This is a genomic window from Streptomyces sp. NPDC104761 (assembly GCF_055583445.1).
This window is the reverse complement of record NZ_JBVJNZ010000030.1, coordinates 1-15,360: the sequence shown is the minus strand read 5'-3', so window position 1 is coordinate 15,360 and position 15,360 is coordinate 1. Positions and strand designations below refer to the sequence as shown.

At 70.0% G+C, this 15,360-nt stretch carries 13 protein-coding genes, 1 rRNA gene and 1 riboswitch; of the genes, 2 read left to right on the top strand and 12 right to left on the bottom strand.

Going from position 1 to position 15,360, the window contains the following annotated elements; all coding sequences use genetic code 11:
- Nucleotides 1-21: 21 nt before the first annotated feature.
- Nucleotides 22-1,227 carry an ABC transporter ATP-binding protein gene (locus ACZ63F_RS41715; protein WP_469719152.1) on the top strand — a complete coding sequence of 402 codons (1,206 nt, stop codon included), beginning with the start codon at nt 22-24 and terminating at the stop codon, nt 1,225-1,227.
- A gap of 48 nt (nt 1,228-1,275) precedes the next feature.
- Here ACZ63F_RS41715 and gcvP read toward each other — a convergent pair whose 3' ends face one another.
- Complete coding sequence (gcvP, locus tag ACZ63F_RS41710; RefSeq protein ID WP_469719151.1) at nt 1,276-4,161, bottom strand: aminomethyl-transferring glycine dehydrogenase; 2,886 nt, start codon at nt 4,159-4,161, stop codon at nt 1,276-1,278.
- A 177-nt stretch (nt 4,162-4,338) separates the two neighbouring features.
- Nucleotides 4,339-4,432: riboswitch (glycine riboswitch) on the bottom strand.
- Nucleotides 4,433-4,545: 113 nt separating this feature from the next.
- Between gcvP and ACZ63F_RS41705 the strand changes: the two genes are divergently transcribed.
- Nucleotides 4,546-4,926, top strand: a complete 381-nt coding sequence (locus tag ACZ63F_RS41705; RefSeq protein ID WP_352365318.1) for a PRC-barrel domain-containing protein — start codon at nt 4,546-4,548, stop codon at nt 4,924-4,926.
- Nucleotides 4,927-5,020: 94 nt separating this feature from the next.
- Here the strand turns inward: ACZ63F_RS41705 and ACZ63F_RS41700 are convergent, their stop codons facing one another.
- The 11 genes from ACZ63F_RS41700 to rrf form a co-directional block, all read right to left on the bottom strand.
- The gene (locus ACZ63F_RS41700; RefSeq protein ID WP_469719149.1) at nt 5,021-6,385 is read right to left on the bottom strand and encodes a DNA polymerase IV; all 1,365 of its coding nucleotides are present in this window, start codon (nt 6,383-6,385) and stop codon (nt 5,021-5,023) included.
- Between the two features lie 74 nt (nt 6,386-6,459).
- A complete protein-coding gene (locus tag ACZ63F_RS41695) occupies nt 6,460-7,104 on the bottom strand; it encodes a MerR family transcriptional regulator (RefSeq protein WP_351961192.1) in 645 nt (214 codons plus the stop codon).
- A 268-nt stretch (nt 7,105-7,372) separates the two neighbouring features.
- The gene (locus ACZ63F_RS41690) at nt 7,373-7,846 is read right to left on the bottom strand and encodes a bifunctional nuclease family protein (RefSeq protein ID WP_189316188.1); all 474 of its coding nucleotides are present in this window, start codon (nt 7,844-7,846) and stop codon (nt 7,373-7,375) included.
- 91 nt (nt 7,847-7,937) lie between these two features.
- Entirely contained in the window at nt 7,938-8,675 is a 738-nt protein-coding gene (gene ftsR, locus ACZ63F_RS41685; RefSeq protein WP_469719147.1) for a transcriptional regulator FtsR, read from the bottom strand.
- Nucleotides 8,676-8,715: 40 nt separating this feature from the next.
- Nucleotides 8,716-9,546, bottom strand: coding sequence for an FHA domain-containing protein (locus tag ACZ63F_RS41680; protein ID WP_469719145.1), 831 nt, complete (start codon nt 9,544-9,546; stop codon nt 8,716-8,718).
- Between the two features lie 190 nt (nt 9,547-9,736).
- Nucleotides 9,737-10,570 carry a DUF881 domain-containing protein gene (locus tag ACZ63F_RS41675; RefSeq protein ID WP_469719143.1) on the bottom strand — a complete coding sequence of 278 codons (834 nt, stop codon included), beginning with the start codon at nt 10,568-10,570 and terminating at the stop codon, nt 9,737-9,739.
- A gap of 5 nt (nt 10,571-10,575) precedes the next feature.
- Nucleotides 10,576-10,908 carry a small basic family protein gene (locus ACZ63F_RS41670; RefSeq protein WP_046727248.1) on the bottom strand — a complete coding sequence of 111 codons (333 nt, stop codon included), beginning with the start codon at nt 10,906-10,908 and terminating at the stop codon, nt 10,576-10,578.
- Nucleotides 10,905-11,816: a DUF881 domain-containing protein gene (locus ACZ63F_RS41665; RefSeq protein ID WP_390644328.1), complete on the bottom strand. Its 912-nt coding sequence runs from the start codon at nt 11,814-11,816 to the stop codon at nt 10,905-10,907. The genes ACZ63F_RS41670 and ACZ63F_RS41665 overlap by 4 nt, the downstream gene beginning before the upstream one ends.
- Nucleotides 11,817-11,922: 106 nt before the next feature.
- A complete protein-coding gene (locus ACZ63F_RS41660; protein ID WP_390644327.1) occupies nt 11,923-14,418 on the bottom strand; it encodes a sugar phosphate nucleotidyltransferase in 2,496 nt (831 codons plus the stop codon).
- A 126-nt stretch (nt 14,419-14,544) separates the two neighbouring features.
- Complete coding sequence (locus ACZ63F_RS41655) at nt 14,545-15,153, bottom strand: CDP-alcohol phosphatidyltransferase family protein (protein WP_361305935.1); 609 nt, start codon at nt 15,151-15,153, stop codon at nt 14,545-14,547.
- 112 nt (nt 15,154-15,265) lie between these two features.
- Nucleotides 15,266-15,360, bottom strand: a 5S ribosomal RNA gene (rrf, locus tag ACZ63F_RS41650); the annotation flags it as partial.

Genomic DNA, 15,360 nt, shown 5'->3' with positions numbered 1-15,360 from the left:
GACCTGGTGGACGACGCCCCGATGACAGACCCGAACCGCACGGCAGCAGACGAGGCACAGCCCCCCGCAAGGTCTCCCTCGGCGGCAGGCGGCGCTCAGCAGCCCCACCGTGGTGCGGGTGGGAACCCGGACCCGACCGAAGGCCGGGCAGTCACCACGCACCGGCACCCGCACCCGCACCCGAAGGACACCGCCCTCCACGCCCACCTCGTCGTCACCCGCCCCACCTTTCACCTGGACATCACCCTCACCGCCGCCCCCGGCGAGGTCGTCGCCCTCCTCGGCCCCAACGGCGCCGGAAAGACCACAGCCCTGCGCGCCCTGGCCGGCCTCACCCCCCTCACCACCGGCCACCTGCGCCTCGACGGCACGGAGTTGGACCGGACACCCCCCGAATCCCGCCCGGTCGGCGTCGTCTTCCAGGACTACCTCCTCTTCCCTCACCTCACGGCCCTCGACAACGTCGCCTTCGGCCCCCGCTGCCACGGCGCGACAAAGGCCGAGGCCCGCGCCCAGGCGGCCGCCTGGCTGGACCGCATGGGCCTCGCCGAACACGCCGGCGTCAAACCCCGCCGCCTCTCCGGCGGCCAGGCCCAGCGCGTCGCGCTGGCCCGCGCCCTGGCCACCCGCCCCCGCCTGCTGCTCCTGGACGAACCGCTCGCCGCCCTCGACGCCCGCACCCGCCTGGAGGTACGGTCCCGACTCCGCCGCCACCTGGCCGAGTTCGAGGCGGTCGCGGTCCTGGTCACCCACGATCCGCTGGACGCCATGGTGCTGGCCGACCGCCTGATCGTCGTCGAGGACGGCCGGGTCGTCCAGGAGGGCACGCCCGCCGACATCGCCCGCCACCCCCGCACCGACTACATCGCCCAGCTGGTCGGCCTCAACCTCTACCGGGGCCGGGCCGAGGGCCACACGGTCCACCTCGCCGCGGGCCCCTCGATCACCACCACCGAAGTCCTCACAGGTGACGTCTTCGTCGCGTTCCCGCCGAGCGCCGTCACCCTCTTCCGGGACCGCCCCACCGGCGCCAGCGCCCGCAACCTCTGGCGCTGCGAGGTCGCCGGCCTGGAGACCCACGGCGACCAGATCCGCGCCGCCCTGACCGGCGAACTCGCCCTCGCCGCCGACCTCACCACGGTCGCTGCGGCCGAACTGGACCTGCACCCGGGCGCCACGGTCTGGGCGACGGTGAAGGCGGCCCAGACGCACGCGTACCCGGCGTGAAGACGGGAGGCCCCGCCGAAGCGGGGCCTCTCGCGTCATGCCTGTGCGTCAGTCCTCGTACGCGTCCAGCGGCGGGCACGAGCACACCAGGTTCCGGTCGCCGAAGGCCTGGTCGATCCGGCGCACCGGCGGCCAGTACTTGTCGGCGGCGGACACTCCGGCGGGGAAGACGGCCTCCTCCCTGCTGTACTCGTGCTTCCACTCGCCGCCCAGCGCGGCGGCGGTGTGCGGAGCACCACGCAGCGGGTTGTCGGCGGCGGACCACTCGCCCGCTCCGACCTTGTCGATCTCCGCACGGATGGCGATCATCGCCTCGCAGAACCGGTCCAGCTCAGCGAGGTCCTCGGACTCGGTCGGCTCGATCATCAGCGTGCCGGCCACCGGGAAGGACATCGTCGGCGCGTGGAAGCCGTAGTCGATGAGCCGCTTGGCGACGTCGTCGACGCTCACGCCGGTCGCCTTGGTCAGCGGCCGCAGGTCGATGATGCACTCGTGCGCGACGAGGCCGCCGGGCCCGGTGTAGAGCACGGGGAAGTGCGGCTCCAGCCGCTTGGCGACGTAGTTGGCGCTGAGCACGGCCACCTGGGTGGCCCGCTTCAGTCCCTCGCCGCCCATGAGCCGGACGTACGCCCACGAGATCGGCAGGATCCCCGCCGAGCCCCACGGCGCGGCCGAGATCGGCCCGACACCCGTCTCAGGGCCGGCGGCCGGCTGCAGCGGGTGGTTCGGCAGGTACGGCGCCAGGTGCGCCCGTACGGCCACCGGACCGACACCGGGACCGCCGCCGCCGTGCGGGATGCAGAAGGTCTTGTGCAGGTTGAGGTGGGAGACGTCGCCGCCGAAGTGGCCCGGCTTGGCGACGCCGACCAGGGCGTTGAGGTTGGCGCCGTCGACGTAGACCTGTCCGCCGGCCTCGTGCACCTGCGCGCAGATGTCGGCGACGTGCTCCTCGAAAACCCCGTGCGTGGACGGGTAGGTGATCATCAGCACGGCGAGTTCGTCGCGGTGCTGCTCGATCTTCGCCCGCAGGTCGGCGACGTCGATCTCGCCGTCCTCGGCGGTCTTCACGACGACGACCTTCATGCCCGCCATGACGGCGCTGGCGGCGTTGGTGCCGTGTGCGGACGACGGGATCAGGCACACGGTCCGCTGTGCGTCGCCGTTGGCGCGGTGGTACGCGCGCACGGCGAGCAGGCCGGCGAACTCGCCCTGCGATCCGGCGTTGGGCTGCAGGGACACCTTGTCGTAGCCGGTGACCTCGGCGAGCCGCTCCTCCAGCTCCCGGATCAGGGTCAGGTAGCCCTGCGCCTGCTCGGCGGGCGCGAACGGGTGCAGCTGGCCGAACTCGGGCCAGGTGACCGGCTCCATCTCGGTGGTCGCGTTGAGCTTCATGGTGCAGGAGCCCAGCGGGATCATGCCGCGGTCCAGCGCGTAGTCCCGGTCCGCGAGCCTGCGCAGGTAGCGGAGCATCGCGGTCTCGGAGCGGTGCTGCTGGAAGACGGGGTGGGTCAGGTAGCCGTCGGTGCGCAGCAGCGCCTCGGGGAGCGAGTCCTCGACGACGGCGTCCAGCGCCTCGACGTCGCCCTTGACGCCGAAGGCCGTCCAGACGGCGCTCAGCTGGGCGCGGGTGGTGGTCTCGTCGCAGGCCATGGAGACGTGGTCGGCATCGACGAGCCGCAGGTTGACACCGGCCTCGCGGGCGGCGGCGGCGATCCCGGCGGCCTTGCCGGGCACGCGCGCGGTGAGGGTGTCGAAGTAGGCGCCGTGCACGATCTCGACACCGCCGGCCGTGAGCCCCGCGGCGAGGATCGTGGCGTAGCGGTGCGTCCGCTGCGCGATGGCCCTGAGCCCCTCGGGCCCGTGGTAGACGGCGTACATGCCGGCCATCACGGCGAGCAGCACCTGCGCGGTGCAGATGTTGCTGGTGGCCTTCTCCCGCCGGATGTGCTGCTCGCGGGTCTGCAGCGCCAGCCGGTACGCCTTGTTCCCGTCGGCGTCCACGGAGACACCCACGAGGCGCCCGGGCAGGCTGCGCGCGAACTTCTCGCGGACCGCCATGTAACCGGCGTGCGGACCGCCGAAGCCCATCGGCACACCGAACCGCTGGGTGGTGCCGACGGCGATGTCGGCCCCGAGCTCACCGGGCGAGGTCAGCAGGGTGAGCGCGAGCAGGTCGGCGGCGACGGTGACGAGCGCACCCACCTCGTGCGCCTGCTCGACGACGGCCTTGATGTCGCGTACGGCACCGGAGGCGCCGGGGTACTGGACGAGCACCCCGTTGATCTCCCGCCCGGCGAGCTCCGCCGGAATGCCGTCGGTGAGGTCGGCGACCACGACCTCCACGCCCGTGGGCTCGGCCCGGGTCTGGATCACGGCGACGGTCTGCGGCAGCGCGTCCGCGTCGACGACGAAGACGCCCTTCTTGTTCTTGCCCATGCGCAGCGAGAGGGCCATCGCCTCGGCGGCGGCCGTGCCCTCGTCGAGCAGCGAGGCACCGGAGGTGGGCAGCCCGGTGAGGTCGGCGACCACGGTCTGGAAGTTCAGCAGCGCTTCCAGGCGCCCCTGGGAGATCTCCGGCTGGTACGGCGTGTAGGCCGTGTACCAGGCGGGGTTCTCCATCACGTTGCGCAGGATGACGGGCGGCGTGAAGGTCCCGTAGTACCCCAGGCCGATCATCGAGTCGAGCACCTGGTTCCGGTCGGCCAGGGAGCGCAGTTCGGCCAGCACCTCGGCCTCGGTGCGGGCACCGGGCAGGTCGAGCCGGTCGGCGTTCTTGATCACGTCCGGCACGGCGGCGGCGGTCAGCTCGTCGAGCGAGCCGTAGCCGACCTGGGCGAGCATCTTGGCCCGCGCCTCGTGGTCGGGGCCGATATGGCGCTGCTCGAAGGGAATACCCTGCTCGAGTTCGGAGAGCGGGATGCGCTGGGCGGTCATTGCGGAGGCCTCCTGGTCTGACGCGACCTTCGAGGGGTACCCCGGCACGGGTACCCCGACGGCCTCCCCCTCTGTCATCTGACCTGAGAGCTTCGCCGGTGCGCCCTAGCGGGCCATCGGCTTGCACCGTCGGTGAGAGCGGACACCGTCGACATCCGCCCTGCTTTCCAGAGTGACCTCGTCCGTGCGGTACGTGGGCCTGAGAGATTCCGGGGAGGATTTGCTCCTTCGGCGCCTCCGGTTTCCCGGAGGACTCTCCCGCACGGGGTCAGCAGCCGCTGTCAGCCTACCAGCGGGGGCAACACCGGAGCCTTCGAGTGGCCGCCTCCTTCAATGTGCTCTTTTGTAGTGCTTACGGATGAGTTGCGACCAAGTGGAGGGCCCGTGCAGACCGACATCGATCCGCGCAACCTGATCGGCCGCAAGGCGTTCGACCGCAACGGCACGAAGATCGGCACGATCGACGAGGTGTACCTCGACGACGCGACGGGCGTGCCGGAGTGGGCGGCCATACGCACCGGCCTGTTCTCCAGGGACGCCTTCGTCCCCCTGGAACCCAGCGAACTGGTCGAGGGCACTCTTCAGGTCCCCTTCGACCGCGCCCTGATCAAAGACGCCCCCGACTTCGGCGTGGGCCGCCACCTCTCCCCCGAACAGGAGCTGCAGCTCTACCACCACTACGGCCTGGACACGAGCGCCCCGCCACAGGACCATCCGGACCACGACTTCGGCAAGCTGGCGGGAACGGAGGACGCGGGCGCGTGAGGCCGACGCGGCCGAAGCACATGGCTGCGGGCAGTCGTGCCGCTGGGGCGATGGGCCGGTAAGCGTCCCCACCCCCGCCCAGCTCCACCCGCGGTCACGCACGCACGCCGTCCGCCGGACTCCCCGGCACCAACGGCAATGGCTCCGCGGGCTCCAGCTCGGGATCCTCGACCCGGAACGTCCGCACTCTCCCCGGCCCGACCGACCCCGGCGTCTCGAACCGCACCGTCACCCGCCCCAGCCCACTCCCCTGCACCCATCCGTGTCCGTACTCGGAGTGCCGCACGTCGTGCCCCGCGGGCCACCGCCGCTCGGCAGCCGCCTGCTCCTCGGTGACCGGCTCCGCAGCCTCGTCCTCCGCTGTGAACTCCGCCGCCCCCTCCCCGGCCGCCGCCTGCGCGAACAGGTCCTCCTGCGTGTAGTCGGCCAGCCCCGTCACCCCCACCCCCAGCAGGCGTACACCCCCCGTCGTGTCCACCGAGTCCAGCAGCCGCGCCGCCGCCTCCCGCACCACCGCCGGGTCGTCGGTCGGCCCCCTGAGCGTCTCGGACCTGGTGAGCGTCGAGAAGTCGTACCGCCGCACCTTCAGCACGATGGTCCGCCCGGACAGCCCGGCCCCCCGCAGCCGCCTTACACACCGGTCGGCCAGCCGCTGCACTTCCATCCCCACCCGCAGCCGGTCGTGGATGTCCACGTCGTAGGTGTCCTCGACGGACACCGACTTGGCCTCCCGCTCGGCCACCACGGGCCGCTCGTCGTGCGCGAGCGCCATCGCGTACAGCGCGTGTCCGTGGGCCTTGCCCAGCAGCCGTACCAGCTCGTCCTCGCCCGCCTCGGCGATGTCGTCGACCGTGGTGATCCCCGCCCGCCGCAGATGGTCTCCCGTCGCCGGCCCCACCCCCGGCAGGGTCCGCACCGTCATCGGCCCCAGCATCGCCCGCTCCGTGCCCGGCTCGATCAGCACGAGCCCGTCGGGCTTGGCCTGCTCGGAGGCGATCTTCGCGAGCATCTTGGAGGCGGCGAGCCCGACGGACCCGGAGAGCCCCGTGACGGACCGTATGTCGGCGCGCAGCCTCTCCCCCACCAGCTGCGCGGACGCGGCGTCCCAGGCCACCGCACCGGCCTCCAGATCGACGAAGGCCTCGTCCAGGCTGAGCGGCTCCACGAGCGGCGAGAGGCCACGCAGCAGCCCCATCACCTGCTCACTGATCGACCGGTACAGCCCGAAGCGCGGCACCAGATACGCGGCGTTCGGCGCCAGCCGCCGTGCCTGGGCCATCGGCATCGCGGAGTGCACCCCGAACACCCGGGCCTCGTAGGACGCGGTGGCCACCACACCGCGCGGGCCGAGCCCGCCCACGACCACGGCCTTCCCGCGCAGGCTCGGCTTGGACGCCTGCTCCACCGAGGCGAAGAAGGCATCCATGTCGAGATGCAGGATCGTGGGCGCGTTTCTCACATCTCCGATGCTGCACCACACCACTGACAATGCCCCGGCACCGTTTCCCGTGCCGGGGCATTGACCGCAAGCCCTCAGACCGCCCGGTTGCGCCGCCGGGCCAGTTCGTCGGCGGGGTTGTGGCCGACGAGCGTCTCGCCGGTGTCGACGCGTTCGCCGTGCAGCTGGGAGAGCGCGTTCTCCACGTCCCGCCACACCACGCCGACCGCGATCCCGAAGATGCCCTGACCGCCCTGGAGCAGGGCGTGCACCTCGTCGGGCGAGGTGCACTCGTAGACCGTGGCACCGTCGCTCATCAGGGTCATGCGCTCCAGGTCGCGGAAACCGCGTTCTCTCAGGTGCTGGACGGCGGTGCGGATGTTCTGGAGGGAGACCCCGGTGTCCAGGAACCGCTTGACGATCTTCAGGACGACGACGTCCCGGAAACTGTACAGACGCTGGGTGCCCGACCCGTAGGCGGGCCGCACGCTGGGCTCGACCAGGCCGGTGCGGGCCCAGTAGTCGAGCTGCCGGTAGGTGATGCCGGCCGCCGCGCAGGCCGTGGGCCCGCGGTAGCCGATCTCCTCGGTGGCCATGGACGCCGCCCCTCCGCCGCTCGGCACTGCGGTCGGCCGCTGCGGGGCGTGACCGGCAATGCTGCTGTGAAGCGGGGACGGACCGCTCTCCCCGAAACCGCGTCCGGGGGCACCCCCAGCCATACCGTCGCCGCTGCTTCTCACGCCGACCTCCGTCCTTGACCTGCCTTCTCGACGGTAGGCAGTCACCAGGGGTGCGTCAACGATCGCCACACTCGGCACGCCGAGTGATAATCACCCTAGGAGTGGTTTCCCGTGCCCCACCGCGGGGAAAGGCTAGCCGAATGCTCTGGCGGGAAGCCGTAGGACGCTCTCAATGGCCGCTGGCAATTGCCCATGAGTTTCGGCCCGTGACCTGCCGTGATCCGGCCCGTCTCCGACCTCGCGGTGGATGACGGGCCGTGCCGGTCGGTCACTGGCTGCTGGTGCCGAAGTCCTCGGGCGAGATCTGGTCGAGGAACTCGCGGAACTTCTCCACCTCGTCCTCCTGCTCGTCCGGGATCGCGATGCCCGCGTCGTCCAGCACCGTGTCACTGCCGTAGATCGGCGTTCCGGTGCGCAGCGCCAGCGCTATGGCGTCGGACGGCCTGGCGCTCACCTCGACCCCACTGGCGAAGACCAGCTCCGCGTAGAAGACGCCTTCACGCAGGTCCGTGATGCGTACTTCGCTGAGCTCCTGGCCAACGGCCTCCAGCACGTCCTTGAACAGGTCGTGCGTCAGCGGCCTGGCGGGCGCCATGCCCTGCTGGGCGAATGCGATCGCCGTCGCCTCCCCCGGCCCGATCCAGATGGGGAGGTAACGGTCGCCTCCCACTTCGCGCAGGAGCACGATCGGTTGGTTGGAGGGCATTTCCACCCGGACACCTACGACATCGAGCTCGTTCACACAGCAACCCTAGGCCGTGCCCGGGACGTTTGGGTAGTCGGGCCCGGAACGCGCGCCCGATCCGGCCTCCGCCCGGGCCCTGTCGTGGTGCTCACGGCAGCCGCACCCCCAGCGCCGTCTGCACCAGCGCGGCGTGCAGCTTCACGGTGAGCGCCGCCAGCTCCTTCGTACGGGCCTGAGCATGGGCCCTGGTCTGCGGATTGCGGTGGCGCTTGAGCGGTGCCACCACCTGGTCCACCAGGCCGGCCTCCCGGTCGGCGGCGGCCTTCATCGCCCGCAGATGGCGCGGCTCGATCCCGAACCGGCCCAGCTCCGCCACGAGCGAGGCCACGGTGACCGTCTCGGCGTCGTAGACGCCCTCCTCCAGCGGAGTGATCAGTCCGTACGACTCCCACTCCGCGAGGCGGGTCTCGTCGATGTCCGCGGCCGCGAGCAGCTCGTCCCGGCCGATCCGCGCCACCGTGGGCGCCTCGGGGGCCATCGGCACGGCCTCGCCGTCCCGCTGCCGCCCCAGCACGGGCGGCTGCACGGCCTCGCCGCGCTCCATGGCCTCCAGGTACTCGCGGATGACCTTGAGCGGCAGATAGTGGTCCCGCTGCATCCGCAGGACGTGTCCCAGCCGCTCCACGTCCCCGGCGCTGAACTTCCGGTACCCGGAAGGGGTACGGCGCGGCTCGATGAGCCCCTCCGACTCCAGAAAGCGGATCTTGGAGATGGTGACTTCGGGGAACTCGTCGCGCAGCACGTTCAGCACCGTGCCGATGCTCATCAGCCCGGCTTCCGTGGCGGCGGTGCCGTGACCGGTACCGCCGCTCGGTGTGTGCAGCATGGACCTTCTTCCCTGGGTCCTCCAGGCGAGCTCCGGAGGGTCAGATGCCCTGCCGGCTCGCGTAGAAGACCAGCCGGTACTTGCCGATCTGGACCTCGTCACCGTTCGACAGAGCGACCTGGTCGATGCGCTCCCGGTTGACGTACGTGCCGTTGAGGCTGCCGACGTCGGCCACCGTGAACGAGCCGTCCGGCTGGCGCCGGAACTCCACGTGCCGGCGCGAGACCGTCACGTCGTCCAGGAAGATGTCGCTCTGCGGGTGGCGGCCGGCCGTGGTCAGGTCGCTGTCCAGCAGGAACCGGCTGCCCGAGTTCGGGCCCCGGCGCACGACCAGCAGCGCGGAGCCGAGCGGCAGCGCGTCGACCGCCGCCTGCGCCTCGGGAGAGAGCGACGGCATCTGGGTCTGGCCGGTGACCTCGGCGTCGTAGGCCTCCAGGCCGGAGATCGAGATCGTGGACGTCGTCTCCGACGCACGCTCGGGGATGGCGCCCGCACGCAACGGGGCTCCGCAGTTGGAACAGAAGCGGGCGTTCTCCGCGTTGCGGTTACCGCACCTCGTACAAACCAGGGCCGACATGGACGGATCCTCCTGCCGCGGCTGCCCCGCCGGGGCGTTGGACGCGTACGGGCCGGAGGCGAACCCTCCACCCGCACCTGAGGTTGACGGTTGCCCGAAACCTATGCCGCCGGACTGGGACGGGTCAACTGACGGCGCGCCCTGACCTCCCGAAATGTCACCCCCCGGACCAGCCACCTGGTCCCGGAACAGCGGGCGCTGGCCCTCCGCGTCGGGCTGCGCCCGATGGCGCGCGGTCGCGTTGTCGCTACCCTCTCGCGCGCTCTTGCCGAACAACTTCGCAAACAACTTCACGGGCGATTCCCCTTGACCGAAACAGACCCGCCCGTGGGGCAGGACGAACCCTGACTGAATAAACCGGCCGACCCGGACAACCACACAACGTCCGTATCCACCAGACAGTTTCCACCACGCACCGGTTCCCCGGTGCGCCGACCCCCCGCATCCTCATGCCCTCGCCAGACGTCCCCCATGCACCACCGGTTCACTGCGAGGACGACCGAGCGTAGTCAGGCTGCTTCGCCGGTCGCAAGGCATCCACGACGATCTTGGCGGATCGCTCGACGGTCACAGTCGCCTGCTCCTTCTCCAGGGTCTGCACTACGCCTCCGGGGATGTTGAGAGCCGGTTCGAGGTCCTGCGGCTTGCCGATCACCTTGAAAACGTAGGGCTGGGTGATCTTGTTCCCGTCGACGCTGACACTCTTCCCGGAGTCGGTGAGGTAGGTGCCGGCGATCACCCTGACCCCGTCGACCTGGATCGCCTCCGCGCCTGCCGCGCGCAGTTCCTGGATCGCATCGAGCAGCATGTCCGCCTGCACCGTCCCCTTCGGGTCGTCGACCGTCATCGTGATGCCAGGACCCTGCGCCGCCACGGTGCCCGCGAGAATACCGAGTTGCCGCTCCTTCTCGGCCGTCTGCCTGCGGGCCTCCGCCGCCTGGTCGGAGCTGCTCTGCAACTCCTGGCGCTGCTTCTCGAGTCCTGTCCTCTCGTCCTCAAGACGCTGAGTACGGTGGTCCAGTTCATCGAGGATGCGGACAAGATCTTCCTGCCGGGCTCCGCGCAGCGCGCTGTCACTGTCGCTGTTCGACGCCACCTGCACGGCGAGCCCGAATCCGAGCCCGAACAACAGCACGGCGACGATCAGTTGCGCCCTGCTCATGCGTGGCGGCCACAGCCCCTGGACCAGCCTCTCCCGGCCGGTCACCCTGGCCTCCGGCTCCGGCACGGCGGACTCGGCCTCCGGCGCCGCGGGGGGCACCTCGGCCGGGAGTTCTCTGCGCAGCCGGTGCTCCGGCTCCTTCTCGTGCTCGCCCATGCCGCTCACGCCCGGAAGACGTGCCGTCGGATCGCCGCGGCGTTGGAGAAGATACGGATACCGAGAACCACCACGACCCCCGTGGACAGCTGCGAGCCCACCCCCAACTTGTCGCCGAGGAAGACGATCAGCGCGGCCACCACCACGTTGGACAGGAACGACACCACGAAGACCTTGTCGTCGAAGATCCCGTCCAGCATGGCCCGCAGACCGCCGAAGACGGCGTCGAGCGCCGCGACGACGGCGATCGGCAGATACGGCTCGACGACCGCCGGAACCTCAGGCCGGACCAACAGTCCGGCCACGACGCCCACGACGAGGCCAAGTACGGCGATCACGATGTGCCCTTCTCCGTCTTCTCGGTGTACGGCTGTGCTGTACGTACGATCACGCTGGGCGCGGCGGGCAACCGGACGTCACTCTCCGTGGAGATCGTCGCCCGGATGTCGAAGTTCTCCTCCAGGGCATGCAGGTACACCCCGTCGGGGCTGTCCTGGAACCTGGAACCGAGCTTCTCCCCGTCCCCCACCGCCAGCACCGTGTACGGCGGTACCAGCGGCCTGTTGTCGACAAGTATCGCGTCCCCCGCGGCCCTGATCGCGGACAGGGCCGTCAGCCGCTGCCCGTTGATCGAGACCGCCTCGGCGCCCGAGGCCCACAGCCCGTTCACGACGCGCTGCAGGTCATGGTCCCGCACCCGGCCCGTGTCGGAGAACCCGGAGGTCTCCCGCGGATTGCCGGCGTCGCCGCCCGAGGAGGCCTCCTTGGCGTCGTTCACCACCAGCTTCACGCCGGGGCCGTGCACCGCCGTGGCGCCCGACAGGACGTCCACCAGGTCCGCCTGCCCGCTGCCGCCGCTCTCCTTCAGCGCTCCACGCTGACGGGCGCTGACGTCGTCCCGGAGCTTGTCGACACTGCTCTCCAGCTTGTCGGCCGCCGCCGTCTCCCGGTCGACCCTGTCGATGAGCTCCTGGCGCTCCTTGGCCACCACGGGCGCCGTCACGCGCGCCTGCGCCGCTCCCACGGTCACCACCAGGGCCGCCAGCACCAGACCGCCGGCGAGGCCCAGCCTGGCCCGGAGGGTCTTCGGCATGCCGCCGCCCTCCCCCCGGGCCCGCTTCCGGGCGGCCGCCTCGGCGTACCCGTCGTCCAGGCTGTGGTCCATGACGTTGGTGATCAACGACATGGAGGCGTCCGGGCGCGACGGCCGGGCGGCGCTGCTCCGAACGGGGGGTTGCTGCGGCATGCCGCACATCGTCGCACGTTGCGGCCGGTACCTCCGAACGGCCCCACCGGCGTGCCGGACCGGCCCCCGTGGGGACACCTGTCCGGCACGCCCGCGTGCAGGGGTTTTACCGTCCGGCGCTGTCCACCGTGGCCGACCACTCGTCCAACAGAGCCTGCGCGGACGCGTCGTCGGGCCCTTCGGCCCACAGATGGGTGACCGCCTCGGCCGGGTCGGGCAGCACCATCACCCAGCGCCCGTCGGTCTCGACGACCCGCACCCCGTCGGTCGTGTCCACGAACCGGTCTCCGGCCGCCTCCACGACACGCCGCATGACCAGGCCCTTGACAGCCCACGGTGTGGCCAGGTCCCGCTTCAGGACGTGCGCCTTCGGAATCCGGGCGTCGATCTGGCTGAGCGTGAGCTGCGTCCGCGCCACCAGACCGATCAGGCGTACGAACGCGGCCGTGCCGTCGTAGACGCTGCTGAACTCGGGGACGATGAACCCGCCCTTGCCGTCACCTCCGAAGATGGTGCCCTCCTCGCGCCCCACGCGCGTGAGGTCGTCGGGAGAGGTGGTCGTCCACTCGACCTGGGTGCCGTGGTACGCCGCCACCTGCTCGGCGATCCTGGTCGTGGTGACCGGAAGCGCCACCCGGCCGCTGCGCCGCTCGGCGGCGACCAGGTCGAGCATCACCAGGAGCGCACGGTCGTCCTCGATGATGCGGCCCTTCTCGTCCACCAGGGACAGCCGCTCACCCACCGGGTCGAACCGCACACCGAACGCGGCCCCGGAGGACGCCACGATCTCGCCGAGCCGTACCAGCCCGGCCCGCCGCTGGTCTGCGGTCTCCGTGGGCCTCGCCTCGTTCAGGCCCGGGTTGATGGTCAGCGAGTCCACACCGAGCTTGCCGAGCAGGCTCGGCAGTACGAGGCCGGCACTGCCGTTGGAGGCGTCCACGACGACCTTGAGGCCCGACTCGGCGACCCCGGTCGTGTCGACGTTCCGCAGCAGCGACCCTGTGTACGAGTCGAAGACGCTCGCCGGGAAGTAGAGGTCGCCGATCTCACCCGGGAACGCGCGCCGGTACTCCTGCCGCGCGAAGATCCGGTCCAGCTTGCGCTGGCTGGCCTGGGAGAGGTCGGCGCCCTGCCCGTCGAAGAACATGATGTCGACGGAGTCCGGCACCCCGGGCGAGGTCCGGATCATGATCCCGCCGGCGCTGCCCCGCCCGGTCTGCTGCCGGGCCACGGGCAACGGCACGTTCTCCAGGTCGCGTACGTCGATGGCACTCGCCTGAAGCGCGGAGATCACCGCCCGCTTGAGCGCACGGGCACCACGGGAGTGGTCACGGGCCGTCGTGACGGTGGACCCCTTCTTCAGGGTGGTCGCATACGCGCCGGCCAGCCGCACGGCCAGTTCCGGCGTGATCTCGACGTTCAGGATCCCGGAGACGCCCCGGGCGCCGAACAGGTGAGCCTGTCCGCGGGACTCCCAGATCACCGACGTGTTGACGAAGGCGCCGGCCTCGATGGTCTTGAAGGGATAGACCCGGACATTGCCCTGAACGATCGATTCTTCACCGATCAGGCACTCGTCACCGATGACCGCGCCATCCTCGATCCGCGCGGCCCGCATGATGTCGGTGTTCTTGCCGACGACACAGCCGCGCAGATTGCTGTGCTGCCCGACGTACACGTTGTCGTGGACCACGGCCCGGTGCAGGAAGGCGCCGCTCTTCACGACGACGTTGGATCCGACGACGGTGTGTTCCCGGAGTTCCGCGCCGGCCTCGACCTTGGCGTAGTCACCGATGTACAACGGCCCGCGCAGATCGGCGTCCGCATGCACCTCGGCACCCTCGGCGACCCATACGCCCGGGGATATCTCGAAGCCGTCGATGTCGACGTCGACCTTGCCCTCCAGGACGTCGGCCTGCGCCTTCACGTACGACTCGTGGGTACCGACGTCCTCCCAGTAGCCCTCGGCGACGTAGCCGTAGATGGGCTTGCCTTCCTTCATCAGCTGAGGGAAGACGTCACCGGACCAGTCGACGGGAACGTCGGCCTCGACATAGTCGAATACCTCGGGCTCCATGACATAGATGCCCGTGTTCACCGTGTCGGAGAAGACCTGGCCCCAGGTCGGCTTCTCGAGGAAGCGCTCGACCTTGCCCTCTTCGTCGACGATGGTGATACCGAATTCCAGCGGATTGGGCACACGCGTCAGGCAGACCGTGACGAGCGCGCCCTTCGCCTTGTGGAAGTTGATCAGTTCGGTGAGGTCGAAGTCGGTCAGCGCATCGCCGGAGATGACGAGGAAAGCATCGTCCTTCAACGCCTCTTCGGCGTTCTTGACGCTTCCGGCTGTACCGAGTGGCTTCTCCTCGTTGGCATAGGTGAGCTCCATACCGAGCTCCTCGCCGTCCCCGAAGTAGTTCTTGACCAGCGATGCCAGGAACTGCACAGTGACGACGGTCTCGGTGAGCCCATGCCTTTTGAGCAGCCGTAGCACATGCTCCATGATCGGCCGGTTGACGACCGGAAGGAGTGGCTTGGGCATGCTGGAGGTCATGGGGCGAAGGCGTGTGCCTTCACCACCGGCCATCACGACGGCCTTCATGTCGGAAGCGTCCTCCTCTAAGAGATGACGGTCTAGCCGACTTCACCCGTCCAGATTGTCCCGCACTTTTCCGCAGCGGGCCATCGAAGCCAATCGAGGGCCAGTAGGTCCGGACAATCGCCGAGCTCAATCGGCTGTGGCGTCCGCGCGGACGAGGCGGCGGACTTGCACCACGTAGAGCACTCCTGCCCACCAATAGAGGGTTGTACCCCACCCTGCGAACGCCCATCCGAAAATAGCAGCGAGTGACGAGATCCAGCCGCTTCCGTCACTGAGCAGGAGCAGCGGGAACGCGTACATCAGATTGAAGGTCGCGGCCTTGCCCAGGAAGTTCACCTGGGGTGGCGGATAGCCGTGCCGGCGGAGGATCCCCACCATCACCAGCAGAACCAGCTCACGCAGGAGCAGCGCGGCTGTGAGCCAGAGCGGCAGGATCTCGCGCCAGGTGAGTCCCACCAGCGTCGACAGCACGTAGAGCCGGTCCGCGGCGGGGTCCAGCAGCCGGCCGAGGCTGCTGATCTGGTTCCAGCGCCGGGCGAGTTTGCCGTCCAGGTAGTCGCTGACGCCACTGAAGAGCAGCACCAGCAGCGCCCAGCCGTCGCTCTTGGGCCCGCCGAACTCGGGCCTGAGGACCAACCACAGGAAGACGGGTACGCCGACCAGACGCGCCATGCTGAGGATGTTCGGGATGGTGAGGACACGGTCCGTCTGGACACGCGTCTCCTGTACCTCCACCCGGGGGCCTCCTGTGGTGGGAAACGAGCCAACTTTGCCCCCTGACCCTACCTCAACGCAAAAAAGCTCTGGCTCTTGGGCTAGTTGCCCAAGAGCCAGAGCTCTAAAGGGAGTTCGGCGGTGTCCTACTCTCCCACAGGGTCCCCCCTGCAGTACCATCGGCGCTGTAAGGCTTAGCTTCCGGGTTCGGAATGTAACCGGGCGTTT

Coding starts and splice junctions, on each gene's coding strand:
- ACZ63F_RS41715 (WP_469719152.1), top strand. CDS start 22: ATGACAGACCCGAACCGCACGGCAGCAGACGAGGCACAGCCCCCCGCA.
- gcvP (WP_469719151.1), bottom strand. CDS start 4,161: ATGACCGCCCAGCGCATCCCGCTCTCCGAACTCGAGCAGGGTATTCCC.
- ftsR (WP_469719147.1), bottom strand. CDS start 8,675: ATGCTGCACACACCGAGCGGCGGTACCGGTCACGGCACCGCCGCCACG.
- ACZ63F_RS41675 (WP_469719143.1), bottom strand. CDS start 10,570: ATGGGCGAGCACGAGAAGGAGCCGGAGCACCGGCTGCGCAGAGAACTC.
- ACZ63F_RS41665 (WP_390644328.1), bottom strand. CDS start 11,816: ATGCCGCAGCAACCCCCCGTTCGGAGCAGCGCCGCCCGGCCGTCGCGC.
- ACZ63F_RS41660 (WP_390644327.1), bottom strand. CDS start 14,418: ATGAAGGCCGTCGTGATGGCCGGTGGTGAAGGCACACGCCTTCGCCCC.